Genomic DNA, 23,031 nt, shown 5'->3' on the forward strand with positions numbered 1-23,031 from the left:
GCCGCGCGCGCCCGTCGCCCGTACCCCAACCCTTTTGCCCCCCCCCCCGCCCCCTTCTCACCGTGCTGGGCGCGCGTTGTGCCCGCCGCCGCGAGCGCGGCGGTACGGTCAGTGGCTTCTTTGGTCAGCGCCTGGCTGCGGGCAGTTGTTTCCTTCGAAATAGCCGCGGCACGGTCAGTGGCCTCTTTGGTAATGGCGGCCGAGCGGTCAGAAACTTCTTTCTGAATGGCGTTAACGTTGTCCTGAATCGACTTATCCAGCTCTTTGTACGTGTCGGTGTCGCGGATCGCCTCGTCCATGTTGTCGATGTAGTCAGCGACGTTATCGGCCGGCATCCCGCTGACCCAGCCGGTCCAGTCGCTCTGGTTGCCGGTTTTGTCCACCAGCCGCGCGCGGTACCAGAACGTCACCCCGAATTTAAGGCCGAGCTGCTGGTAAGTCTTTTGCGGGTACGGCACATCGGCCAGCAACAACGGATTTTCGCCGCTGGCCGCCGCGCTGTACTGGATCTCGGTTTTGAGTGTATCTTCGGTACCGGCCGGAAAATTCCAGTTCAGCACGACGCCGAAAATAATTCCCTGCGTTGAAAGACCGACCGGCGCTGAAGGACTCCCTACTTTGCCAGTCAGCGTTTGCTCAGGAGAATAGCCCCAGCCACTCGATATTTCAGCGGCATTAATGGCACGAACACGCACCAGGTAGCGCCCGGCATAAATGGCAGGCACTTCAAAACTGGTGGTGGCGCTGCGCGGGACATTAACCCAGTTACCTTCGTTACGCCGCCACTGCGCTTCATAGGCGATAGCGTTAGCAGCAGGCTCCCAGGTGGCTCGCATGGTTTCAACGCTCACACCCTGATTCACTACGGAATAACTGTCGATCAGGATGTTTTCTGGTGCCGCCTGGTTACCGGGCGGTATAACACTTATCGGGCGCGGATCGATGATCGCCCCGGTATCAATGCGCGCGTATTTGTCCGGATCGTGCGACGCGGCAGCAATGGTAAAAGTGCCGTCATTGTTATCGGAAACGCTGACCACACGATACTGTTGCGCGTACAGTTCGTCGGACTCGACCACCCATACGCATTCCGCCTGGGGAATTTCGCTGAAAGCCGTTGTGACGGTGACAATTCGCCCGCTGATGTCCTGAATTGTACGCGTCTGAGATGCGCCGGAAGGCAGGTTCAGGATTAAGCGATCGCCGGCCTTAGCATCAGCCTTGCGATCAAGGGTGATCACACGGCCATTCACAGCGCTGATGCGTCCACCCGTCACTTTACCGGACAGCATTTCATCAGCGACCGCGATAATGTAGCCAGGCTGCGGGATATTGCCATCCAGCCCGACAGAGAACGTTACAACGCGATCCTTATTGTTGGTCATAATGCCCCAGCGCCCTTTTCGGTTGGCTTCTGACTGGCGGGTACAGCCGATCGCGGTCATTTCAAGCTGGTTGAAACCATAGCGAGCAACCAGAGCCTGCTCAAATACAGGCTCCATTGCATCACTGTAGCCATTCTGAGGATCTGAATACGAAACCAGCGCGTTCGTGTAACGGGTTTTAGCTGTGCTGCTGCTGTATGTAAACAGGCCATCAATGACATTGGCGCGGGTATAGCTGAAATCGATATCGCGTGGCATATCCGCCAGCGCAACGATCTTATCCCCGCCCCAGTACGTCATACCCCGAAAAATTGCAGCGAAATCACGAATAACGGTATAAGCATCGTTTCGATCCTGTATATAGACGTCACATTTATAGCGAGGCTCGGTACCGTCGCCGCCCTTACCATCAGGAACAAGCTGATCGCAGTATTGCGCGACCTGATAGAGAACCCACTTATCGATATTCTCTGCGGTCAGACGATTACCCAGCCCAAAGCGCTCGGTCACGACCAGATCGTAAAATATCCACGCCGGATTATCCGTCCAGGCCCACTTAAAACCACCGGTCCACGTACCACTGTAATTGCGGGTCAACGGATCATAGTTATCCGGCACACGCATAACGCGCATTTTCGGTTCACAGGAAACCTGCGGAATATTGCCGTTAAACTGACTGGAATCGAATTCGATATACAGCAGTGCTGTATTGGGGTAGCGGAGCTTTGCATCAATAACTTCTGTATAGCTCTGCAGCGTCATTGTGTCGCCGATTTTTGCACTGTGTGCATCCGCTGTGATTTTACGGATGCGCACGGTCCAGCCCCGGCTGGCACGCGGTAAATCAATCCGATGGCTACGCTCATAACCTGAGGTGGTTTTACCGGAGACAGACGTATTAAGTACGGTCTGCCATGTGCCGCCGTCAGTCTGCAAATCGACAGCGTAGTTAATAACATTGCCAACTAAATCGCCGTTATTTTGCTGCCTGAAAATAGACGGCCATTTAAGGCGAAGGCGCACAGCGGATAACTGCGTATTATTAAAAGTATGAGTCCACGCAGTATCGCTTGAGATTTCAGAGCCAACATTAATTTCGTTTACAGTACCCGGCATCCCCTGAATATAGGTTTGCGCCTGGGTGCCGGGACGGAATTCCCATCTGACACCGGAAAAGTTTTCTGACCCGTCACTGTTTATCAGCGGCGTGCCATCAAGAAAAATACTCTTCCCGTCCAGCCCACCTTCAAATTCACCTTCGCCAAGCGCGAGCAGAATTTTTGCTTTTGCGATCGACTGCAGGTCGTCCGGCTGTTCTACGGGCGTGCGTTGTTTAGAGCCGCCGCCTTTGCGTCCTTTAATCTGGTTTGCCATATTACACCCATAAAAAAACCGCCGGGCGGCGGTCTGAACTGTGGAGATATTTTATTGCTGGTCTTCGACGTAAATCCCGGCTGAAAGCACTGCACCACCGATGCGCCGTTTACCGTACCCCAGTGGAACGGGATAACCCTGGGCGGTGGTGTTGGTTACGCTACCGAAGGCATAGGAGGCGCGGTTATCTGGATCCTGTTTGCTTGCAAGTCCTGCGGGCTGTGGAGAGAGCATCTGAATAACTCCACCCAAGGCCATTGCTCCACCAATCTGATATAGATAGGGTGAGGCAGCCGCAAAAGGTGTGAAATTAAGCACCGCCCCAACAGCTACAATCACAGCACCAAGAATAGTTTGAAGCATACCAGCACGCTTACTTCCAATTATTAGGGGTACTATTCGGATGACATCGCCACTAACGGGGTAATCCAAATCATCAAATCCAATATTTTTTTTACCCTTAAAAATAGCGTACGTTAATCCTCGCTTCTGGCTATTACTCATATAGCTTTCAAATCCGTTTATTGTACAACTTAAAGCTCTTCCGGCTTCGTGGACGGTACTAATTAATCGATGATGCACTTTACCAAAAGTCTTACCTAAGCTCCCGCCAAGCTCAATGCGAGTCATTACCTCTTGCATATAAACCTCATAAAAAAACCCACTGAAAAGTGGGTCGTATATTAATTTAAAGTTGAGGGGAGGATGTCAACATTACCGCTTTGATCGATAAATATTCTTAATCTCTTTGGTTGTTGAGATTTAACAATGAATTCCCGCTCTTTCCTTTGAGGCCCATGGCAAAGCCCCGATCCTTCGAATACTGCGCCAACAACGATTTCTCCTGGCACCACATAAGCTGTAGCCTTTTCACTTGTTTCAAGTTCAGCTACCTTTTTTCCATTAATATATGCCGTAACGGCACAACCGCCAGCAACAAATCCTTTATCTCTGATGATTGTCACAGGCACATTACCTTGTTTCATCATGAATTCAGTTGATACGCCGACATTCCTTGCCAAATCTGGTGATACAGGCGTTGTCGAACATCCAGAAATGCCAATAGCAACTAAGGCCAACATGAATTTTTTCATTATCTGTTTCCCTTCATTAATTTTTATGAAGGTTAGCACAGTGTCTTATATCTAAGCACCTTCATAGTGCGTTCTTGCCAGTATCCACCGTAAGGCACCCGGTTACTCAGCATGCCGTAAAGGTGGTGCATCATCATGTTGCCTTCCAGCATGATCCCCGCGTGGTTCCATTTAGCCGACTGCACCTGCATGATGATCAGATCTCCCGGCTGCGGGTTGCCGGTGAACTCCCGGAAGCCGCATTCATACCAGCAGTCCTGATAAAAATTATCCGCGTACTGGTCTTCCCACCACGGATAATCCACACGGTAATCGCGCAGTTCGATGCCATAGGTCTGGCGATAGTAGCTCATCACCAGACCCCAGCAGTCAAAATGACCGAGCACGAAAGGGCGCTCCAGCAGGGGCAGTTCACCCCGCGGCTGAATGGTCCGTAAATCGCCGTCCGGCCAGCTCACGATATGCCAGGGTAAAAGCGTGGCGTCACACTGCGCTTTGTCCAGTTCGCTCGGCTGCGTCGTGGCGTCGGGATGGCTGTGCACGATGGCGGTGACTGCGCCCCAGTCTTCGGCAGCAGCATAATCTTCCGCAGAAAGGTGAAAGTGTTCCTCAGGGTCAACGGCCAGATTGCGGCAGGGAAAGTAACGCTCGACGCGGCTTTTTTGCGCCACCACGCCGCAGCACTCGCGCGGGTATTCCAGTTCCGCATGCGCCATAATGGCCGCCAGGGTTTTCTCGCGCATATCAGCTCCTGATTAATGACGTGCCAGGAAAGCCACCAAAAGGCAGCTCGTTATTTTCCCCGAAGCGAAGTTTGCAGGCGGTCAGCGTGCCGTTGCACTCATCGCGCGACGGATCGTCGACAGGCTTATTATTTTTGTCGAAGTAGCGGGTCCCGGCATAATCACAGCCGTCGCCGGTGCGGTACTTATTACGAATGCACCAGGTACAAAGCGAGTGTAGCTGCCGCGTCGGGATCATCAGCCCCTGCAGATCCATCGGGCTGGACAGCGTAAATTCTACTGTTTCATTTGTTTCGCTGTTCTTCGCATCGATATACCAGACCTGCGTTTTCTCCTGCGTCGGATCGGCTGATGGATTGCCATCAGGGAAGTTTCGCGCGTCGAGGTAGGCGGCGAGGGTGTCGCGGATGGTGACTTTCGCCTGCAACAGATCGTCATACGCCAGGCAAAGAGCCGTGATTGAGCTGTCCAGATTAGCGACCGTCAGTTTAGGCTGGGCACTGGCCCCACTGGTTGACGCCTCTATTCCCTCAATCTGACAGGGCCACGCTTTGTATTCCTCCCCCTGCCACCAGACAGATTTAGCCGGAAGCTTTTTCTCATCGCCGCCAGCAGCCTGAATTTCTTCCGGCGTGTGCGCAATATTATGCGAATGAAAACGCATCACGTCGCTGATGCCAAACGCGGTACCGTCAACAACAAAAAGCCGGACAGTATTGCCCGGCTCCAGCTTCTGATAATCACTGTTTAAACTCATGGTGCAAATGCCTGTTCAAAAGTTGCGGTGATGGTGAGAAGCGTTTTGCCTCTCGCTGATTTTTTCAGGCTGTCGGGTTCAACACGCCAGAGCGCCAGCTCGCCGAATGGTGGCGTAAAAGAGAATGCTTTCGTTTTGTGACGTCGCAGAAAAGCATGTATCTCAAGCGCGGTGTCCGGCCGTCCGGTAAACGAGAAATCATAGGTCAGTGTTTCATCGTTAATACCGGAGCCGGACACCTGCGCATAGCCGTCACCGAACTGCGCCTTTCTCACCACATCCTTACTGCCGGTGGTGGGCTGGCTGGCCGCCTGAATGCGCCAGCCGAAATGCTCAATCGCCATTATTTACCTCGGCTTTGTAATACCCCAGAGGATCCCGCCGGGTCGACTTTCACGGCTAATACCGTCACGGACCGCTTTATCAATAACCTGCTGATAAGCGCGGCCAAGCTGATCGTTGTTACCTTTCGGCTGGGCGTCATCCTGCTGAGTGGTAACGCTGACAGGTGCGTAGACGCTGACACCAAAGGGAGATGCACCCGCCGGGCTTCCACTGCCGCCGACAAACCCGCCGCTGGCATAACCACGCATAAGCCGATAAAGGTTGCCGACGCCAAGCCGACTGGTTGCCTCTTTATGGAAAACGAACTCGCCGCGGTGAACAATGCCAGCAGGATCATACTTGCCGCCATGCCCCGTAAAGCCGCCACCGTCGTAACCGGGTGGGCGAAATGACGGTACCGCCAGAGACTGCCCGGTAGCAGGCGTTTGAGTACTGCCTGAAATCCAGCCCATCGCACTCTGAAGGGTGTATGCCACAACCAACTGGTTAGTGACCGACGCGATCATCTTCAGTATGGAGGTGGTGAAATCCTTGAAGCTGGCTTTGCCGGTGGTGGTCAGGGTGGTGAGCTGGTTCGCCAGACCACTGAACGTGGATTGTGAAACCTGCTGAACTGAGGAAAACACATTTGTTGCAGAGTCTTTATATTCGGCCCATCCCTGTTTTGCACCTGCCAGCCAGTCAGAACGCAGGGCATCTTCAGCATCGTATGTAGCCTGCTGATCAACCAGCACACTCCGCAACGCCTGAGGGTTAGCGGCATAGCTGTCCCGTAAACGCTGTAAATTAGCTTCACGTTCCGCCTCGCGGCGGGATAGCCCTTCCGCCTGGGCGCTAATTTCAGACCGTTTAGCGGCCTGCTGCTGCGAAAACTTCAGCGCCTGATCCGCCAGAGCGTTTAGCCGCTGCTGGGCAAGAACCTGATCGCCCAGGCGGGCATTGACTTCAGCCTGCGCCCGTGCTTTTTCTTTGGTGGCGAGTAATGATTTCTCATCCGCTGTCAGCGCCCGCCCGCGAGGATCGAGCTGAATTTTCTCCAGAACAGCAATTTTTGATTCCAGCTCCCACAATGCACGCCGCTGCGGACTGATTTTATCGTTTATATCCTTGTGTTGCCGGAGGGTTCGCAGCTGGGCTTCAAGCTCCAGTGTCTGCGCAGAACCGCTGTCGACATCACGATCGCCAGCGCTGGTTTTAACTGGTTTATCGTGAGTTTTAGGGTCGGCATAACGTTTTTCGATCCCTTCTTTCACCATTTTGTATTCAGCGGCGGTGTACTTGCTGCGGTCTTTCGCCAGATCTTTCAGTTCACGCGCGCGTTTTACCGCGTTGGATTCATAGCGCTCAATATTCGTATTCTTGCGGACAGAGGCATCGAGATCTTCCTGGTTAGCTGTGGCCGTTTTTTCACGAACCACAGCAATATCACCTTCAAGCGCGATCGCTTTCTCCAGCGCCGAAATTTGCGCTTCAGTGGCAGAAACTTTTTTCTGCTGCTCAATCGCCCCCAGCCGGTTGCGCTGCTGACCATAGCCGGTGTCAGACTGATTAGGTGAAGCTGCAGTCAGGGAAGCGAGAGAGGATTTTTGCTCAGCGAGTTGCTTTTTCAGCCCCTCCAGTGTCTGGGCTGGTGTGATCTGGCGGCCAATGTTAAGCATCGCATCCCACGCGCCGGATGCCGTATCCTTGATGTTATTCCACAGGCGCTCAATGGTACCGAGATTTTCCTCAATACGTGAAGACCGTGACGACATCGCATCGGAATAGCTTTCCATCGCAAGCTTCGCCGCACCACTGGCATCACCCTGTTTCTGGAGCGCATAAATTTGCTCATAAACAGCCGCTGTCAGAAAGTGATACTGCTTGTTAAGCGCCAGCACGGACGCAACCGGGGCATCAGCAAGTTTACTGAATTCTGCCACCGTTTTTTCGACTGACTGCCCGGTGGCCTTTTCCATGGCAATGGCGGCGGTAGCCACATACTCGAGCATATTGCCACGAATATTGCCTGTGCCAATTGCCGCAGCCAGCGCAGCAGCAGCCTTGCCAATTTCACCGGTGCTTTCGCCAACGCGGCGCGCAAGATCGGAAAGATTACTGGCTGTTTTGCCGGTGTATCCCCCCGTCAGGATGAGCTGCTTGTTGTATTCATCCAGCTCCAGCGAGCCTTTATACCAGGCATAAGCCAGAATTGCTGTTGCAGCGGCCAGCGCTGTCACGCCGAGGGAAACCGGCGTAATAAAACCGCGCACGTGTCGCAGCTTCTCACCCGCTTCTGCCGCTGCATTCAGCCCTTCTGCGGTATCGCCGAGATTGCTGCTGGCGTCTTCAGATGAGTCCGCCACGTCATTATTGAAGCCAAAAAGCACATCGCGCAACGCCTGGAACATGGGGGCCAGTCCACCGAAGGAATCTTTTACCTGCCCCCCCTGCTGCAGGAGGATCATGAACGGTGACTGCCCGCCTGCCAGTTGGGTGGCGATATCAGTAAACTGTGCCGGTAACGTTCGCATGGCGGCATTGTATTGCCCCATCGATATACCGGCCCGGCGCGCGGCCGCTTCCTGCTTACTGAATGATTGCTGTACCTGCCGGGTGGTATCTCCGGCGGCATCACTGGTCTGCCGTAACTGACGTTTTACATAATTAAGCTGTTCGTTAAACTTCGTGGAGTCCACATCAAGGTTAACGACCAGATCACCGACTGGCGTCTGGGCCATAACGTACGCCTCCTGATAATCCTTCGGCCGCAGCCATCAGCATGTCGTCATCTGGTTCAGATTCATGCATTTCCGAAGCAGACGCGGAAAACAGGCTGAATTGCGAGGGAGTAAGATCCGGATCCCCGAAAAACAGCGAGGACACCGTGCAAAGCAGCATGGAGAAGTGCGCATCCTGCTGCGCGTCCTGAAAATAGTGCTCCCCGTAGAACTGGTGCCAGTCGCCCAGTTCGCAGGAGGTCATGCCAGCAAGCATGGCGCGCCAGTCGGGTCGCCCGAACTCACGCGCCAGCTTCAGGACAAACTTCAGCTCACTGGAGAAGGCTTTTCCGCAGACAGCTGCTCCGCTTCAGTACCCTCTTCTTCTTCTGTCTCCCCGCCGCTGTCTTCCGCGACCGGGGGCAGCATGCCCGATAACGTCTTCACCATCATTTCAGCCTGGCCGATGGCGTCGGCGGGCCAGGTGCTGAGCACCTGCTGATGCAGTTCACTGGCATCCGGTCCGGCAGGATCGCTGTGCCAGAGAGACTGCGCAACCAGCCAGGCACCCGCCCGGATGCTCATGCCCACCAGCCGGGCCGTCATCTGCTGCTCATCCATCTCGTCACCCGATGACTTAGCGGCCTTTTCCTCTTTTGCCAGGTAGTCTAGAAATTCAATACGCTGAAGGGCAGAAAGCTCGCTGAGCGTCAGGGATTCATCGTTAAAGGTAAACGTGTCTTTCTTGAGAAACATGCCGCCTCCTGGGCTGCGTAAAGTTATGCTGCGGTAACGGTGACTTTGCACACGGCAACAAACTGGCCGTCGTTAGTCATGATGATAATATCCGCAGCCCCCGCCGCGATGCCGGTGACGGTAACGACAGTGCCATTGATGGTGGCCGTCGCTTTTGACGGGGCGGACGTGGCTGCACGGAACGATTTATCCGAGGCGCTGGCGGGCTGAACGGTGACGTTAAACGTTACGGTAGCCCCGACGGCCACGCTCGCAGTAGCTTTATCGAGCGTAACGCCGGTGACGGCAATGGTTGCCGCGCCGTTATCTTCAGCCTGTAGCGGCTTACCGTTGTTGGTCACTTTGACGGTACGGGTGATCATCTCTTTACTGGTAATAGCCTTACCCAGGCTGCTCACCCACCCGCGAAAGACATCAACAGTGCCGTTGGGGTATTTGATTTTGTAAGCCCGGACGGTACCGTCATTGAACCATTTAACCAGTTCTTTCTGACCGGAGTCGCCGGGCATCCAGCCAAGGGTGATAGTGCTGTCCCCTGCGGATTTCTGGCCCTGCCCGGTCGCGCCCCAGTCAGCATCTTCATCATCGATGTAGGTGTCATCAAAAGATTCTGCCGTCAGTTCGCCGGGCTGAAGCTCTTTGACTTTCGCCAGACGCGTCCAGTCGATATCCGCCAGCGGATTTGTAAACGCATTGCCGCTGCCGGTATAGATCCAGAGCGTGGTACCGGCACCCTTTACAGGTGCCAGGGGGTTTGGTGCTGCCATAGTGTCCTCACATGATATAGCTGACAGAGTAAGTGATATCTGCCGATCCCCACGTCATCGCTTCGTCGTCGCGCTGGTATTCATAGCCCAGTACGGTCATGGTTTCGATGAGGGGTGACAACTCAGGAACGGACTGAAGCACGGGGTAAACTTTCCCCTCCATCCAGTCATCGAGAGCCGAATCGGTTTCAGATGATTTAAGAAAGACCTCGATATGCAGGACGGCGTCCCACAAATCTTCGTCAATGGCGCTGGTATCTGACGATCTGGCATCAGTCAGATACACGGCCACGGCAGGTAAATCCTCCGGATCAATAAATCCTGGCCGCCCGTCGAACCAGACGACCGGATCTGTAATGCCACGTTTAAGCGCAGACAGCACGGCAGCGCGAATGAGGGAATTTTTCATCGTTTAAGGATTAGCCTGAGCTGGTTTTTAAGGGATGCCCGAAGCTCTTTCGGCATATCGCTGTCCACAACTACGGGCAGCTCCTGCCGGAATGCGTCAGTTAGCGGTACCGCAAGCGGGATGCTGACCACTTCAATCGGGTAACGTGATTTTGTGGTCCGCCTGAGAATGTGCCAGCGCCCGTTCTTCAGTTGCTGGATAAACGCCCCCGGAAAGCGAAAGCGCCCGACGGCCAGTACGCTCCTGACACCATATTTATCGCGTTTGCGCCGTGACAACTTCACAGAAGCAACGCCGAGCTTAATCGCCGGAAGATTGCCGCGGTTAACGCGGATAAGCGCCCGGGGCTTTCGGGAAGTGGCTTTACGGATGCGCGCGCGCTGGCGTACCAGCTTTTGTGGCACGCGGGTATCTTTCGCCACCACCCGAACACTCCGGCTGACTGCCCGCCCTGCCACACGGTTAACTGCCTGCGCGGACGCGCGCGGCACGGCGGTCTTACTGATACCATTCAGGTTATCGATAGCCTGCTCCAGTCCTTTGATGGACATACAGCCCCCCTTACTCAATCCAGATTTGAGGTTTGCCGTTAAAAGGCTGGTGTCGGGTCACTTTGTACTCCACACCCTTCCAGACAACCTCATCGTTCCGGCGCGGGCGGTAGCTCTCGTCAAACACCACCAGCGACAGCCCGTCGCCCACTACCGGACCCATCTCTGAAAGAAACTGGCTTTCGATGGCACTGTAAGCGGCACCATTAACAGTAACGGTGCCGCCCATCAGACGTACAGTCGCCACGTCCATTCGCGCCGCCATTCTTTCAAACGGGTTAGCCATTCAGACGAACCGCAACCGTCGTGGTGTTTGCGCCCGCAGCTTCCCATGCTTTTCCTGCCGGGGTGGCGCCAGCCGCGTCGAGCTGGATTTTGCCCCCTTTAAGGAAAACGCTTTTACCCTGGGCAATGTCATCAGCGGCGAGTTTTGGCAGGATCACGACACCCGTGGTGCGCCCGTCCCCGGTTTCATCTTTGGGGATATCAACAATAGCGACGGCCAGCAGATCACCGACAGCAACCGGATCGCCGCTGAGGATGGTGGCCGCCGTTTTATTGATAATGGCGATGGTGTTGCCGTCCTGAAGATAATTTTTCATATGGGTCTCCACGGCCCCGGACGGAGCCGTATTGCAGGTATAAAAAAAGCCCTTACGGGCCGGGAAAGGGATACAAATATTATTTACCGCTGGACTTAACCAGACCGCGATAATCCAGCGGGGCCACGCCGGCATCGATACGCACTTTGGTCGCCACGCCATCAGTGGTAAAGCCTTCCTGCTGGTCGATGTAAGGCGTATCGACACCGTTCAGGTAAGCCACTTCGATGGTGTCAGACCCTTTGGCGGCGGCGAGGTACCAGGCGGCGGCATCCTTGTCATCAAGACGTGGCTCGGAAATGATCTCCGCAAAATTCTGCACCGGGTTAATGATCCCCGCGTTTACATCAGCCCCTTTCACGCTGGCAGAGCGAATGGTCTGGCTGGCGAGGGTTTCGAGGACTGTCGGTACCAGAATATAAGCCGGGCGAATGTTCAGGGCGCGCTCACCTTCTTTCTGCGTGCGCATCAGCTGGCGGCCTTTATCCAGGCTGGTGACATCAATTGCCCCTGCGGCGATGTTCTTGTGATCGGCGCTGAACAACGGTTTACCGTCGGACATTTTCGGGTTTTCGGTAAGGATGGCATACACCAGATCGCCGATGGTCCCTTTTGCCGCACGGCCCATTTTCAGCGGAACATCCGTCAGCTGGTTCAGGTCATCATTGATGATGGCCTGGCGGGTGATAGAGAAGATTTCGCCGTACGTTGCCAGCGCAATGGTTTCGCCTTTATCACCGGTGGTGACGTATTTGTATTCCGCGCCTTCACGTACCTGACGCAGGGACGGGAAGCCGCCCATACCAACACGATGCGCCGTTTTAAAGTCGCTCAGGCTGCCTTTCTTGGTCCAGAGTTCAAACGTCTCTTCAGCCTCCTGCCAGCCCTGCAAAAGTGCCTTATTAGCCACATCAAGCAGGATATTGCCAAAATCAGAGGTACTGTGCGTCAGCGCGAAGCCGACCATCTGCATCGGGTTATAGCTGGATACCCCGAAGCCGCGCTCAGTCAGGGACATACGGGCATGTTCACGAAGCGTCATGCCGTTATAAACGTTGTCGCGATCGACATCTTCATAGCCTGCACGCGCCATCAGCGCCTGACGGATCCCGTCCCCGACAAAGTTACCGTTTCCGGCGTGAATGTGTGCGGTGCCGTTTTTGTTGGATGGGGTGGACTCTTTGCCCAGCGCAGTCAGTAACTGATCCTTGGCCTGATCAACTGAGCACTCAGGATCGGCCACGCAGGTGGTCAGGAGTTCCTGGTGCTTACCGCCGAACATGGCAAAAAGATTATTGATCCCGGTAACGCGCTCTTTCTGCTCAGCGATAACCTGCGCACGGATGGCATTTTCATCGGCTGCCGCCGGTGCAGGTGTGGCAGGCGACGTGGCCGGTTGAGCCGGGGTCTGCGGATCGCGCTGGGTGCTGTTGCGCGGCGGGGTCACTGCGTTACGAATGCTGTTCGGCATTTTTTCGAATTCCTCAATACGTTTAGAATGGATGCAGGCCATAGCCTGTAAGGACGGAACAACCTGATCGGCAAAGCCAAGCGCGACGCACTCTTCCCCGGTAAGCCAGGTTTCGTCCTCCAGCATGGCGGCAATTTCTTCATGGGCCTTACCTGTTTTCGCCATATACGCCGGGATAAGGACGCTCTCGACTTTATCGAGTAAGTCCGCATAGTCGCGCATGTCGGTGGCGTCACCTCCGGCAAATCCCCAGGGCTTGTGGATCATCAGCATGGTGTTTTCCGGCATGATGACGGGATTACCCACCATCGCGATCACCGATGCCATCGATGCCGCCAGCCCGTCGATATAGACGGTAATGGCTGCGCCGTGATGTTTAAGGGCATTAAAAATGGCGATGCCATCAAAGACGTCGCCACCGGGTGAGTTGATATGAAGGTTAATGTGGGAGACATCACCGAGTGCTTTCAGGTTGGCAACAAACTGTTTTGCCGTAACCCCCCAGTAGCCGATTTCGTCATAGATAAAAATATCTGCCGTGCTGTCCGCACTGGCCTGCATGCGAAACCAGGAATTATTTTTTCCTGCGCTCGCTTTCGGGCGGCGGTTCGCCCGGTTTCGTTGCCTCGGCACTGGTGCCTCCTTTGTCATTGGCCGGGTCGGTGTCAAACACCAGCCCCTGTTTATGGTTCTCGTCAATCTCCGCCTTGCGGCGGCGCTTCACATCATCAGGATTGCGCCCGCTGGCGCGGACCCAGTCAGACTCCGTTGCTGCCCCGCCGCGGATCTGCGTTTTCCAGGCGTTTGCCTCTTTAACCGGGTCAATCCAGGGCATCACCGGCCCGGCGTAGACCGCGTTATAAAGGGAGTCCATATCGACGCCGCGAGGCAGAACAATTTGCCCGGAGGCAATTGCCATCTTCAGCCAGGCCCGGTATACGGGACGCGTGACGGCGGCAATAAAGGCATCCTGAAGAATGAGATAACCGTCAGTGGACTCGACCAACTCCTGACGCTGGGCACTGTAGGTGCCGTTATAGTTTCGCGACGCGCTGGAAAAACTGACGCGCGAGCCTGCGGCGACCGCACGCAGCTGGCCGTTGCGAAAGGTCTCAAGGTTAGGGTTTGGCCGATCGGACTTAATCATGCCGATTTCTTCACCGGGCAAGAGATCGTCATACAGCATGCCCGGCTGAATATTCAGCTCGCGATCGTCTGCCTCGCTCCCGGTACCGCCATCCTCATAGCTCTGACCGTCACCCTTTTTGATGTACATGCCCAGCGCGGCGGCAATACGGGCAGCCGTCAGCTCTGAATCTTCATACTCTTTAAGGGCGCTCAGGCGGATCAACACGCCGGAAAGCAGAGAGGTACCGCGAATCTGGTGCAGGCGACGGGTGAACTTCAGGTGAAGCATGTTTGCTGCATCGATTTCTTTCGTATCGAACTGGCGACCAGAGACGGGGAGACTTTTATACACCTGGTACTTTTTAGGTCGGCCCCAGTCATTGAGAAAGACGCCCTGATTCATACCGCTGGCCTCGTCACTGGTCATCGGCACGAAATCCGGCTCCAGCGCTTCTATCCAGAAGGGAATGCCTGCCGACGGCTCAAGCCCTGCCGCATTGCCGCTGACGAGCTGGCCGAACACTTCACCATCACGCAGCCACGTTCGAAGCATCAGGCGCTCCATGACCGGGCGGGTATACTGTCCCGTCACCTCCGGCGACACAGACCATTCGGCCCACTTTTTGCGGATGTCAGCGGCAAGCTTTTCAGCAATACGGCCACTGGTCAGCAGGGGCTGGGGTTCAACGATAATGCCTTTGGACCCCACCACGCGCTCTTCCAGCTTATCGAACACCCCAATGACCAGATCGTGATTGTTATCCAGATGTCGCGCCTGCTCCCGGAGCGACACGGCCCCCATCTGGCTGAGCTGGTTTGCGGAACGGTTTTCCCGACGGGCTTTATGGGTCCGGGTTGGCGTGACCGCCTCGTAAGCCCGGATAACAGCGCGGGAACGTAGCCGGGCTGCTTTCCATGCGGGTGATACCAGACCAATGGCATCATCAAGAATTGTCATTTGAACCTCGCCAGTCTGTACCCCTGCCTGCGCCGGGGATTCAGCGCCAGTGACAATCGCCGCTCCCACTCCTGGCGTCCCTTACGTATTTCAGACAGGTTTTCCATCGTCATCTGCTGGCCGTTAAAGGTAATGGATTTACCCGCCAGTACAGCCGTTTCAGCGTCGGTATAAAGCCGCAACATGCTTTCTATTTCGTACTGCGTCACACCCACCCTCCTCCGGTTGCCGGTGCCCAGGCTGAACTTTGCTCAGCCTTTTCTTACTGGATTTGCGCGTCTGGCGCTTAGTTTGCGGCGCGGGTGCTGGTGCAACGCCCTCCGCCGCTTCGGGGAGGACGTCTTCCAGCCAGGTTTCCCGCCTCGCCCATTCAGGTGCTTCAGGCCACTTAATTTTTTCGTAACCGTGCAGGATCGCCAGCGCATCGGCATAGACCAGCAGGTCGAATGCCTCGTTCGCACCGCGACCCGGCTTGCTCCATTTGCCATCGGCAGAACGCTCCTCGTAAGTCAGTTCGTCATAAAACCAGGTCCCCAGCCATGACGGAAAATGCACATAGCCGGGGCCGGGCGAATCACGCCATAACGCGTTATTGACCCGGTCCTTCAAATCGTCGGTTTGCAGGAGATAAAGCGGAACATCACCGGCGGCTTTTGCCCGGCGGGTACTGCGCCCGGTGTTATCGGGGAACGTGCGGGTGATGAGTTTTGCGCGGCGCTGGCTGTCACCTTTAAACAGGAACACCCGTTTACCTGAACCGTCGCGGCGGCATTTACGCCAGAACTTGTACGCATTGTCGGTGACACCGTCTTCCCCGCCGGAGTCAACGGCCATTGCCATCAGACGCATGCGCTTCGTCGCATCCCCGGCGAGCGGCCAGGCTTTATCAAACACATCGCTTATCAGTAAATCCCAGTCTTCGGGATAACTCGCTGGATCGATGGGCAGGCTTTCACCGTCGGGGGTGGTGCGCAACGACTGGCGGATGTTGTACCTGTCCACCAGCCAGCGTTCACCCTGGGGGCCGTAGCCTGTCACCTGCACCACAAAGCGCCTGTTTCGTCCGCCCTGGACGTCAACCGTTGCCACCATAAACTGAACGCCGGCAGGTACTGAGCGCTTCGGAATCTCTTCCGCGCGCTGCTCCAGCAGTTCGCTTTTGCGCTGCTCCATGCTGGCACGCGGCAGATAAGGACGACCAAAGTCGGTATTCACCACCGTTTTCAGCGTTTCCTCACTGCCGGTGGACTGATAGTCCTGCTCGGCGGTAAGCAGTTTATAAATAAGCTGCGACCACGTCTGATAAGCGGCCGCCGGGCCTTCCATCCAGAAAGAAGCAATACGCGAGCGCCGCCCTTCACCCGTTACGTTACCCGCTTTATCAGCATGCTGACCGTCGCGAAGCCATATCCCTTTCATGTTAAGGGAACGCTTCATATCAGCGGTGATCTTTCCCTGACATGCAGGGCACTGCAGGCAGGCTGATTCACTCGCCACCACCGGATCGGCGATATCGCGATAACCGGTCATGTTATCCATCTCAGGCTGGAAGAATTCCCCGCAGTGAGGACAGGGCCAGTACAACCGGCGACGATCGCCACGGTTATACAGCGACAGAATACCGGTGGTCGGCGGTGCCTCATGGGCGGTACTGCTCCGCCATTTGGTATCGCGGATGTCCCGACCCGGCGAGCTTTCCACCAGCGTCATACCCGATGACATAAAGGTAGTGGTACGTTTCGAGGCCAGCGAAAACGCATCCCCCTCGCCATCGATATCTTCAGGGAAGCGATCGTAGTCAGTCAGGGCGACACATTTATAGTCCGACGACGACATGATGTTGACGGAGGGCCAGCCAATTTTGAGGTAGTTACCGGCGCGAAAGGTGCGGTCATACACGTTATTGTCGTTGCGCCGGGGACTGAGCCGGGTTTTCACCTCAGGGCTACACCGGAAGGTACGATCCAGGCGCTTCTTCGAGTGCTCCCTCGCCTTCTCTTCGGTCATCTGGATAAGCAGCATATCAGCCGGATCACAGACAACGTTGTAGACTATCCAGCCGTCAATCAATCCGATGGTTTTGCCCGTTCGCGCCGGGCCTACAAACACCACGGCATCATATTCGCGTGACGCCAGGCAGTTCATGGGTTCGATAACATACGGAGCAAGATCCGGATCCCACGGGACCGAGTTCCCTGCCCCCATCGGTACGCGCATATAGCTGCCGACTGCATCAGCCACCAGCATACGGCGAGGCGCGCGTAAAATACCGGATACATCCTGTCGGATCCCCCGGGCCGATGCCCGCTTTGCCATCAGTCCTCCTCTGGCTCATCCTCCTCTGTTTCTGCTTCCAGCACTTTCTGGGCCATCTGATCGCGGAGATCGTCAATGACACTCTGCACGCGCGCGACTGCGGCAGGAGTTAATGCACAGTCGCGCTCAAGAATATCGGGCAGGGTTTCCAGTACCATAACGACGGCTTTCGCCATCAGTGAAAATTCGCGGGCCACCTCATCAGCCGGGATAAGCTGCCCGGTGTCCTGCTCGAATTTGATGCGCTCATTCTCCGCTTTCCAGTGGGCCAGACGGTCAGAAGGTGGCATATCATCAAGGTTGACAGATACCGTCGGGATCATGAGTTCGGTCAGAACGTCAGTAACAAGGTAGAGTTTTAACTTACTGTTGCTGCCCGGCGCAGGGCTGACATTTTTGAGGCGGGCGGCAACGGTCTGACGGTGAACATCGGTGATGGCCGCCAGCTGGTTAATGTTCAGTTTGAGTGAGGCGATTTCCTGGTCCATGATGGTGAACACTTTTTATACGATTCGACATCTTTGCAAAATGCCTGTGAGTAAAATCAGGGAGATAGCCGAATGATGATGATGACCATAGATCGCAAAAACCAGCCGTTTTCCGCGACCCCGCCGCCCCGTGGCAGGCGACCCCGCCGGGAGGACCCGCTTAAAAGATAATGATTATCATTTGATTGACAACCATCGAACAATTTAGATGTTTGGACGTCCAAACGTCCATCATTGTCGATATAGCAACCCGCCTGGCTTGCTCTGTTCTTTGATAACATTTAGTACCACTGTGCCGATTACTTCATTCATCTCTTTCGACAGGGCTTCGCTGGTCTCAGCGGCGGCAGCATTGACAGCCAACTTGCTCGAGAGGTGAGCGCCGGGATAGTTTCCGATGGTAAGCATGTCATCTTCACGACTGGCTTTAATGTCTTTCAGTGAAACCGGATCGTGAACATCTGACTCACAGTCCGAACATTCAGACTTATCCACATTCTCGGTGGCAAGGCTACCAGTTGAATCCAACTTGATGCCCCACTGACTGCTTATATAGCCACCAGCAGCAAAGCCGCTATTCAGGGTCTGGAACGCTGACTTAACAGCCTGAGCGAGTTTAACGGCAACGTCACCAGCCTGGTCAGCATCGATCTGATGCAATGCACTGGATAGCACTGCTGACAGCGTTCGCTGCTCAATGGTTTCACCGTTCGCGGCAGTTGTGCCATGAATAGCGAAGCGTTCTGCTGCAATCCCTTCCTTCCGCATAAGCGCCTCTTTAACAATGGCTTCTACTCGTGGATCTAAGTCAGACATTATTTTGTTCCTTTTAAATGTGAGCCTGTCGCACGGGAAAGCCGCCCGAGACAAGCGGTTTCCCCAGGCTCACTGCTGAAAGTGTCTCGTTGGTGCGCGTGCGATACGCATAAAAAAGCCCCGCATATGCAGGGCTGCTATCGTTTAGCCTGGGTTGACCAAACCATGCTCATTTTTTACTGTAAAAAGATTCTCTTCCAGGAGGACGGGTCTTAAATCGACGATGCAACCACATATATTGCTCCGGTGCTAACCTGATTGCCTCTTCAATTGTCTGATTCATTCTCGTGGCGACAAACTCCTTTTCCCTGCCAGCCAGTTCTTCACTGATATCCGCTAAAATAATCAGCTCATATCCTTTCTGATCTGGCAGGCGTCGCGGAACAAATGGAACTACCGCCGGACGAGCACCTCTGACAAGCATGTAGCTACCTGCTGTCGTTGCAGCATCAGGGACCTGGAAAAATGGCACAAATACACTGTTCTGCGCACCATAGTCATGGTCTGGCGCATACCAGATGATTTCATCCTGCTTAAGGGCTCGAATCATTCCCTTCAGATCATAGCGGTCCAGCATCGTTTTATTAGAACGCAGACGACCGCGTGTCTGTAACCAGTCAAACAACGCATTGTTGTTTGGCCTGTAAACACCAATTCCAGGATTAAGCATACCGAAAATACGTGCACCAAGCTCAAGCGTCAGGAAGTGCATACCAATGAGAAGCACTCCACGCTGACCCGACCGGGCTTTTTCCATATGCTCATAGCCCGTAACCGTAAACCATTTACGTATTCTTGCATCGGACCAGAACCAAGCCATACCTGTTTCAATGACCCCCATACCGACTGACTCAAAATTTTTGATGAGCAGTTTTTCCTGCTCATCTTTTGCCAGATCGGGAAAGCAAAGCTCCAGGTTTCTGCGCGCAATGTTTACGCGGCGTGACATTATTCGCAGACCCAGTCTACCCAGACCACATCCGATCCGGCATAAAAGAGGGTAAGGAAGCAGAACAAGACAGCGAAGAATGAGTATTCCAAGCCATAACAGCCAGTAGCGGGGGCGAAAGAAAGAAAGCGAAAATTCTGGCAATCTGGTCATTGAGTTAAGCGAGTCCCTTTTGTCAACAATCGCGACTGTATGGAGCATCTTTCTGATTGTAATGAAATATGTGAAATTATTGCATCATTCCAGTTTAGTTATCTTATAAAAAGTCGGAAGATGTGGTTTATCTTTTTTTGCGATGTGGTTAACGTATCGCTGATTTTATACAGTTGCTCAAGCCACTTTTCCCGGAATGCTCATTAAAGTATCTTTTCGATGCTCGCGTACGCTGTGCATAAAAAAGCCCCGCTATGCGCAAGTTGAGTTCAAAACAAATACATAAGCAGATGTTATGAGATGATTGCTTTCCGTTGTACATAGAGAGATATTGGCACCTCTTACCAATGGGGAACTATCATGACTTTGAAAACCAATCTTTTTCAGGGATGGTTTATCGGTGCGACCATCTTCACCTGCTTTACCACCGGTAACTATATTAGCGAGCAATACTTCGAAGGCTCACAGATACCATGGCTGTTTACCGCTGTGGCGGCATTGATTATTAACTGGTGGGGATGTGCAATCATTAAAGACTTCAGCGCCACGCCATCAGAAGAAGCCACCCCATCCGACAACCCTTCGGAATTGAAAACGCAGCTTTGATTTTGGAAACTGATAAGCATCATCAGGCGCACTCATAAATGCGCCTTGTGATGCCAGCTACACTCTCGCAGTGGCCGCGCTCATGCCCTTGAGTTCGTCAACCCGGTTCGTCTCTGCTCCCCGTTGGCTCAAACCAGTGCGTGATTGGCTGTCACGTGGTGAAACCAGTACTTCTTTTCTTATTAACCCTTACCAGAAGTAAAGCTGGCTCTTACGCGGAGACTCGGGGCCGCATCATAACTGCGGCTTGCAATGACGGTCTCACCGTTTAACTACTTCATTCACTATTCACCTCTGAAAAATTCAAAACTGTATCTATAAACCATCAGAAACTAATACAAACGGCGTTTCATTTAACAAAGTAAAGATACAGTTCGTGCTTATTTTTTAATAACAGTATCTATTTGCTCAGATTACTTTATGCTTCACTTGTTCTTTGTAACGATGACCACTTGGTCTCCCTTCTGAAGTTCCTGGATTTCACTTTGGAAGGGAAATTTTTTGCGTCTGAACCAGGACTAATCCCAATCGCATCTTTTCCCGCTTGTCACATAGGCCTCTTAAACCAGACTTTCTCCGTGCTACTGCCCAGGGCAACCGAAGCTGTGCCAACTGCCAGGTGTATTGCTTCAGTCACTGAGTAGTCACAGTCAACGTTAGTCAAAGCATAAAATGAATTACTCCTGCCCCTTGCCCTCTTAATGAGGGCTTTCTTTTATCGCAGACATTGCTCACGAACGTACTGCTGCAACCCGGTCAGTTGCTTTGTCACAGTTTCAATTCGCTCTCTGAGGGTGAAATAATCCCGTTCAGCGGCGTCAGTAAGTCGGGGGCCGGTGCCATCATCCACGCTGGTGGTGCCGGGCGCTCCGTTCGCTCCGCAGGTGGCGTTGAGTTGCAGCCGCTTACGGCCAGCAGCAACATCACGTTCAAGCTGGTCAATAGTCGCTTTGGCATCTGCCAGTTCTCCGTAGTATTTCGCATCGAGTGCGGCGACGTCGCGCTGGCGCACCTTCATATCATTAATGGTGTCGTTCGCCAGCAGCAGGTCGCCCTTCGCTTTATCGCGCTGCTCTTTATAGGCAATGGCATTATCGCGGTAGTGACTGACCGCCCAGCCAAGCGCCACCAGCAGGCCAGCGATAACCAGCGCGCCGATAAGTTTCGCTTTAAAGGTCATTTTCACCTTCCGCCAGGCACATGGAACGCTCCATCTCGCGCCGGTTCTGCAGTCCCTTCCATTTCATGCCACCAGCGTAAACCCAGCGGCGCATCTCTTCGCACGCACCGGCATGGTCGCCCTTATTGAGTTTCCGCAGCAAAGTGGATTTAGAAAACGCATCAGAGCCGACGTTAAACACAAAGCTGTAGAGCGCGGCGCGCTGATACTCGCCCACCGGCACCTTTACCAGCTGATCAACGGTGCGCTTTGCCGGTTGCAGGTCTTTCCACAGCAGGGCATCACATTCCCTGTCGGTATAGGTTTTGTGCCGGACGATATCGCGCCCGGTGTGACCGTCGCACACACTCCAGACACCCGCCACATCTTTGTAGGCTACATACTTTCGCCCTTCCACACCGTCATGACCACCAAGAAAAATAGTGGCGATGAGCATCGCACCGCCGCCCGCAGCAGCGATGAGTTTATTACGCAGACTGCTGGTCATTGGCATATCAGTCATCTCCAACTTTTACCGTCGGGCCGTATTTCTCCAGCGCCCTGACCTGGGCATTGGCGACCTTTCGTTTGAAGTACCAGTTAATAAGCCCGGTGATGACAATGCCCGCGATACCAGCCAGCACGCCGACGGCACTCCATTCATCAGGGCTCAGTTTTGTCAGAACACCGTTCAGGATGGTGCCGCCGGAAGTGCCGAGCGCGACACCGGTTACGAGTTTGCTCATATGGGACATGTCTCTCACCTCCGCTTGGGGGAAGTGTTTCAGGGGAAAATGGATAAAAAAAAGCCTGCACTGCAGGCTTGTGAGATATTTTTTTGGCTTGTGGTGCCGGGTGCCTCCCGGTAAGTTCGAGCCAGCGACTGAAACTTGCGTGTTAGGTTGTCTTACTGTTAACCGGTTGCTGATTACGCCCCTCCGCTCAGGGGGATTCACCACAAAAGAATCTTATACCGTTTCGCTGTAATCGCCTGTTTTTGAGGATATAAACGGCACTCTATCGCACAATATGTCAATGATGGCTAAAAAAAAGCCTGCTCGTAAAAGCAGGCAAAAGGGTTTTTTATTACCAAGATGAGCGTGGTGCCGGGTGCCTCCCGGTAAGTCCTAGCCAGCAACTTGAACTTGCGTTCTGATAACGAACAATAAACAGCCATAGATGCTGATACGCCCCTCCGCTTAGGGGGATTCACCACAAAAGAATCTTATCCCATTTCGCTGTAATCGCCTGTTTATGAGGCTAAAAAAGGCACCCTACCGCACGATGTGTTAAAGATGGCTAAAAAGCCTGCTTGTAAAAGCAGGCCAGAAGTAGCAAAGCAAATATGACTGTCGATGTAATTGGTATGTGGTGCCGGGTGCCTCCCGGTGGATCTGCCCCAGTCAGCAGATCCGCGATGTTGAATAATCAATGACCTTACTGGTAGCCCCTCCGCATAGGGGGATTCACCACTCACTAATTAACAGCCGAGAAACGGATTTCGT

General features: G+C 54.0%; 24 protein-coding genes and 1 pseudogene. 1 reads left to right on the forward strand and 24 read right to left on the reverse strand.

Annotated elements, in window-relative coordinates:
• The 21 genes and pseudogenes from CHU32_RS24520 to lpxL form a co-directional block, all read right to left on the reverse strand.
• The coding region (locus CHU32_RS24520) for a TipJ family phage tail tip protein (RefSeq protein ID WP_245880267.1) at positions 1-2,759 on the reverse strand (2,759 nt) is incomplete at its 3' end.
• A gap of 51 nt (positions 2,760-2,810) precedes the next feature.
• Positions 2,811-3,401 (reverse strand): tail assembly protein, encoded by a 591-nt coding sequence (locus CHU32_RS24525; RefSeq protein WP_103678154.1) that lies wholly within the window; start codon positions 3,399-3,401, stop codon positions 2,811-2,813.
• A gap of 41 nt (positions 3,402-3,442) precedes the next feature.
• A complete protein-coding gene (locus CHU32_RS28475; RefSeq protein ID WP_245880268.1) occupies positions 3,443-3,853 on the reverse strand; it encodes a hypothetical protein in 411 nt (136 codons plus the stop codon).
• A gap of 32 nt (positions 3,854-3,885) precedes the next feature.
• Positions 3,886-4,596 (reverse strand): C40 family peptidase, encoded by a 711-nt coding sequence (locus CHU32_RS24535; protein WP_103678156.1) that lies wholly within the window; start codon positions 4,594-4,596, stop codon positions 3,886-3,888.
• Between the two features lies 1 nt (position 4,597).
• Positions 4,598-5,353, reverse strand: a complete 756-nt coding sequence (locus CHU32_RS24540) for a phage minor tail protein L (protein WP_103678157.1) — start codon at positions 5,351-5,353, stop codon at positions 4,598-4,600.
• Positions 5,350-5,697, reverse strand: coding sequence for a phage tail protein (locus CHU32_RS24545; RefSeq protein WP_103678158.1), 348 nt, complete (start codon positions 5,695-5,697; stop codon positions 5,350-5,352). The genes CHU32_RS24540 and CHU32_RS24545 overlap by 4 nt, the downstream gene beginning before the upstream one ends.
• 3 nt (positions 5,698-5,700) lie before the next feature.
• Complete coding sequence (locus CHU32_RS24550; protein WP_103678159.1) at positions 5,701-8,418, reverse strand: phage tail tape measure protein; 2,718 nt, start codon at positions 8,416-8,418, stop codon at positions 5,701-5,703.
• Positions 8,402-8,728 (reverse strand): annotated as a pseudogene (locus CHU32_RS24555) (phage tail assembly protein T); the annotation flags it as partial. The gene CHU32_RS24550 and the pseudogene CHU32_RS24555, both read right to left, overlap by 17 nt.
• Positions 8,725-9,153, reverse strand: a complete 429-nt coding sequence (gene gpG / locus CHU32_RS24560; protein ID WP_103678161.1) for a phage tail assembly chaperone G — start codon at positions 9,151-9,153, stop codon at positions 8,725-8,727. The gene gpG and the pseudogene CHU32_RS24555, both read right to left, overlap by 4 nt.
• A 23-nt stretch (positions 9,154-9,176) precedes the next feature.
• On the reverse strand, positions 9,177-9,920 hold the full coding sequence (locus tag CHU32_RS24565) for a phage tail protein (protein WP_103678162.1): 744 nt from the start codon (positions 9,918-9,920) through the stop codon (positions 9,177-9,179).
• Positions 9,921-9,927: 7 nt separating this feature from the next.
• Entirely contained in the window at positions 9,928-10,329 is a 402-nt protein-coding gene (gene gpU / locus CHU32_RS24570; protein WP_103678163.1) for a phage tail terminator protein, read from the reverse strand.
• A complete protein-coding gene (locus CHU32_RS24575; protein WP_103678164.1) occupies positions 10,326-10,880 on the reverse strand; it encodes a phage tail protein in 555 nt (184 codons plus the stop codon). Before CHU32_RS24575 ends, gpU begins: the two co-directional genes overlap by 4 nt.
• A gap of 10 nt (positions 10,881-10,890) precedes the next feature.
• Positions 10,891-11,166, reverse strand: a complete 276-nt coding sequence (locus CHU32_RS24580; RefSeq protein ID WP_103678165.1) for an ATP-binding protein — start codon at positions 11,164-11,166, stop codon at positions 10,891-10,893.
• The gene (locus CHU32_RS24585; RefSeq protein ID WP_103678166.1) at positions 11,159-11,482 is read right to left on the reverse strand and encodes a DUF2190 family protein; all 324 of its coding nucleotides are present in this window, start codon (positions 11,480-11,482) and stop codon (positions 11,159-11,161) included. The genes CHU32_RS24580 and CHU32_RS24585 overlap by 8 nt, the downstream gene beginning before the upstream one ends.
• Before the next feature lie 79 nt (positions 11,483-11,561).
• Complete coding sequence (locus CHU32_RS24590; RefSeq protein ID WP_245880272.1) at positions 11,562-13,514, reverse strand: ClpP-like prohead protease/major capsid protein fusion protein; 1,953 nt, start codon at positions 13,512-13,514, stop codon at positions 11,562-11,564.
• Between the two features lie 13 nt (positions 13,515-13,527).
• Entirely contained in the window at positions 13,528-15,108 is a 1,581-nt protein-coding gene (locus CHU32_RS24595) for a phage portal protein (protein ID WP_305144196.1), read from the reverse strand.
• On the reverse strand, positions 15,036-15,248 hold the full coding sequence (locus CHU32_RS24600; protein WP_103678169.1) for a hypothetical protein: 213 nt from the start codon (positions 15,246-15,248) through the stop codon (positions 15,036-15,038). The genes CHU32_RS24595 and CHU32_RS24600 overlap by 73 nt, the downstream gene beginning before the upstream one ends.
• Complete coding sequence (locus tag CHU32_RS24605; RefSeq protein WP_103678170.1) at positions 15,199-17,355, reverse strand: phage terminase large subunit family protein; 2,157 nt, start codon at positions 17,353-17,355, stop codon at positions 15,199-15,201. The genes CHU32_RS24600 and CHU32_RS24605 overlap by 50 nt, the downstream gene beginning before the upstream one ends.
• Positions 17,355-17,843 (reverse strand): DUF1441 family protein, encoded by a 489-nt coding sequence (locus tag CHU32_RS24610; protein ID WP_103678199.1) that lies wholly within the window; start codon positions 17,841-17,843, stop codon positions 17,355-17,357. The genes CHU32_RS24605 and CHU32_RS24610 overlap by 1 nt, the downstream gene beginning before the upstream one ends.
• A gap of 231 nt (positions 17,844-18,074) precedes the next feature.
• Complete coding sequence (locus CHU32_RS24615; protein WP_103678171.1) at positions 18,075-18,659, reverse strand: hypothetical protein; 585 nt, start codon at positions 18,657-18,659, stop codon at positions 18,075-18,077.
• Between the two features lie 169 nt (positions 18,660-18,828).
• Positions 18,829-19,761, reverse strand: coding sequence for an LpxL/LpxP family Kdo(2)-lipid IV(A) lauroyl/palmitoleoyl acyltransferase (lpxL, locus tag CHU32_RS24620; RefSeq protein ID WP_103678172.1), 933 nt, complete (start codon positions 19,759-19,761; stop codon positions 18,829-18,831).
• Between the two features lie 360 nt (positions 19,762-20,121).
• On the opposite strand from lpxL, the gene CHU32_RS24625 reads away from it, so the two are divergent.
• Entirely contained in the window at positions 20,122-20,367 is a 246-nt protein-coding gene (locus tag CHU32_RS24625) for a hypothetical protein (RefSeq protein ID WP_103678173.1), read from the forward strand.
• 715 nt (positions 20,368-21,082) lie between these two features.
• Here the strand turns inward: CHU32_RS24625 and CHU32_RS24630 are convergent.
• From CHU32_RS24630 to CHU32_RS24640, 3 genes are read right to left on the reverse strand one after another with little or no spacing between them, the layout of a single operon-like run.
• Positions 21,083-21,547, reverse strand: coding sequence for a lysis protein (locus CHU32_RS24630; protein WP_103678174.1), 465 nt, complete (start codon positions 21,545-21,547; stop codon positions 21,083-21,085).
• On the reverse strand, positions 21,537-22,034 hold the full coding sequence (locus tag CHU32_RS24635; protein ID WP_176691704.1) for a lysozyme: 498 nt from the start codon (positions 22,032-22,034) through the stop codon (positions 21,537-21,539). Before CHU32_RS24635 ends, CHU32_RS24630 begins: the two co-directional genes overlap by 11 nt.
• 7 nt (positions 22,035-22,041) lie before the next feature.
• Positions 22,042-22,272 (reverse strand): class II holin family protein, encoded by a 231-nt coding sequence (locus tag CHU32_RS24640; RefSeq protein WP_103678201.1) that lies wholly within the window; start codon positions 22,270-22,272, stop codon positions 22,042-22,044.
• Positions 22,273-23,031: the final 759 nt, after the last annotated feature.

The organism is Superficieibacter electus, from assembly GCF_002915575.1.
Classification (GTDB): domain Bacteria; phylum Pseudomonadota; class Gammaproteobacteria; order Enterobacterales; family Enterobacteriaceae; genus Superficieibacter; species Superficieibacter electus.

What these genes read in the sequence shown, in the direction of transcription:
- CHU32_RS24525 (WP_103678154.1), bottom strand. Translation starts at nt 3,401, where the DNA reads ATGCAAGAGGTAATGACTCGCATTGAGCTTGGCGGGAGCTTAGGTAAG.
- CHU32_RS28475 (WP_245880268.1), bottom strand. Translation starts at nt 3,853, where the DNA reads ATGAAAAAATTCATGTTGGCCTTAGTTGCTATTGGCATTTCTGGATGT.
- CHU32_RS24535 (WP_103678156.1), bottom strand. Translation starts at nt 4,596, where the DNA reads ATGCGCGAGAAAACCCTGGCGGCCATTATGGCGCATGCGGAACTGGAA.
- CHU32_RS24540 (WP_103678157.1), bottom strand. Translation starts at nt 5,353, where the DNA reads ATGAGTTTAAACAGTGATTATCAGAAGCTGGAGCCGGGCAATACTGTC.
- CHU32_RS24545 (WP_103678158.1), bottom strand. Translation starts at nt 5,697, where the DNA reads ATGGCGATTGAGCATTTCGGCTGGCGCATTCAGGCGGCCAGCCAGCCC.
- CHU32_RS24550 (WP_103678159.1), bottom strand. Translation starts at nt 8,418, where the DNA reads ATGGCCCAGACGCCAGTCGGTGATCTGGTCGTTAACCTTGATGTGGAC.
- gpG (WP_103678161.1), bottom strand. Translation starts at nt 9,153, where the DNA reads ATGTTTCTCAAGAAAGACACGTTTACCTTTAACGATGAATCCCTGACG.
- CHU32_RS24565 (WP_103678162.1), bottom strand. Translation starts at nt 9,920, where the DNA reads ATGGCAGCACCAAACCCCCTGGCACCTGTAAAGGGTGCCGGTACCACG.
- gpU (WP_103678163.1), bottom strand. Translation starts at nt 10,329, where the DNA reads ATGAAAAATTCCCTCATTCGCGCTGCCGTGCTGTCTGCGCTTAAACGT.
- CHU32_RS24575 (WP_103678164.1), bottom strand. Translation starts at nt 10,880, where the DNA reads ATGTCCATCAAAGGACTGGAGCAGGCTATCGATAACCTGAATGGTATC.
- CHU32_RS24580 (WP_103678165.1), bottom strand. Translation starts at nt 11,166, where the DNA reads ATGGCTAACCCGTTTGAAAGAATGGCGGCGCGAATGGACGTGGCGACT.
- CHU32_RS24585 (WP_103678166.1), bottom strand. Translation starts at nt 11,482, where the DNA reads ATGAAAAATTATCTTCAGGACGGCAACACCATCGCCATTATCAATAAA.
- CHU32_RS24590 (WP_245880272.1), bottom strand. Translation starts at nt 13,514, where the DNA reads ATGCAGGCCAGTGCGGACAGCACGGCAGATATTTTTATCTATGACGAA.
- CHU32_RS24605 (WP_103678170.1), bottom strand. Translation starts at nt 17,355, where the DNA reads ATGGCAAAGCGGGCATCGGCCCGGGGGATCCGACAGGATGTATCCGGT.
- CHU32_RS24610 (WP_103678199.1), bottom strand. Translation starts at nt 17,843, where the DNA reads ATGGACCAGGAAATCGCCTCACTCAAACTGAACATTAACCAGCTGGCG.
- CHU32_RS24615 (WP_103678171.1), bottom strand. Translation starts at nt 18,659, where the DNA reads ATGTCTGACTTAGATCCACGAGTAGAAGCCATTGTTAAAGAGGCGCTT.
- lpxL (WP_103678172.1), bottom strand. Translation starts at nt 19,761, where the DNA reads ATGACCAGATTGCCAGAATTTTCGCTTTCTTTCTTTCGCCCCCGCTAC.
- CHU32_RS24625 (WP_103678173.1), top strand. Translation starts at nt 20,122, where the DNA reads ATGACTTTGAAAACCAATCTTTTTCAGGGATGGTTTATCGGTGCGACC.
- CHU32_RS24630 (WP_103678174.1), bottom strand. Translation starts at nt 21,547, where the DNA reads ATGACCTTTAAAGCGAAACTTATCGGCGCGCTGGTTATCGCTGGCCTG.
- CHU32_RS24635 (WP_176691704.1), bottom strand. Translation starts at nt 22,034, where the DNA reads ATGACCAGCAGTCTGCGTAATAAACTCATCGCTGCTGCGGGCGGCGGT.
- CHU32_RS24640 (WP_103678201.1), bottom strand. Translation starts at nt 22,272, where the DNA reads ATGAGCAAACTCGTAACCGGTGTCGCGCTCGGCACTTCCGGCGGCACC.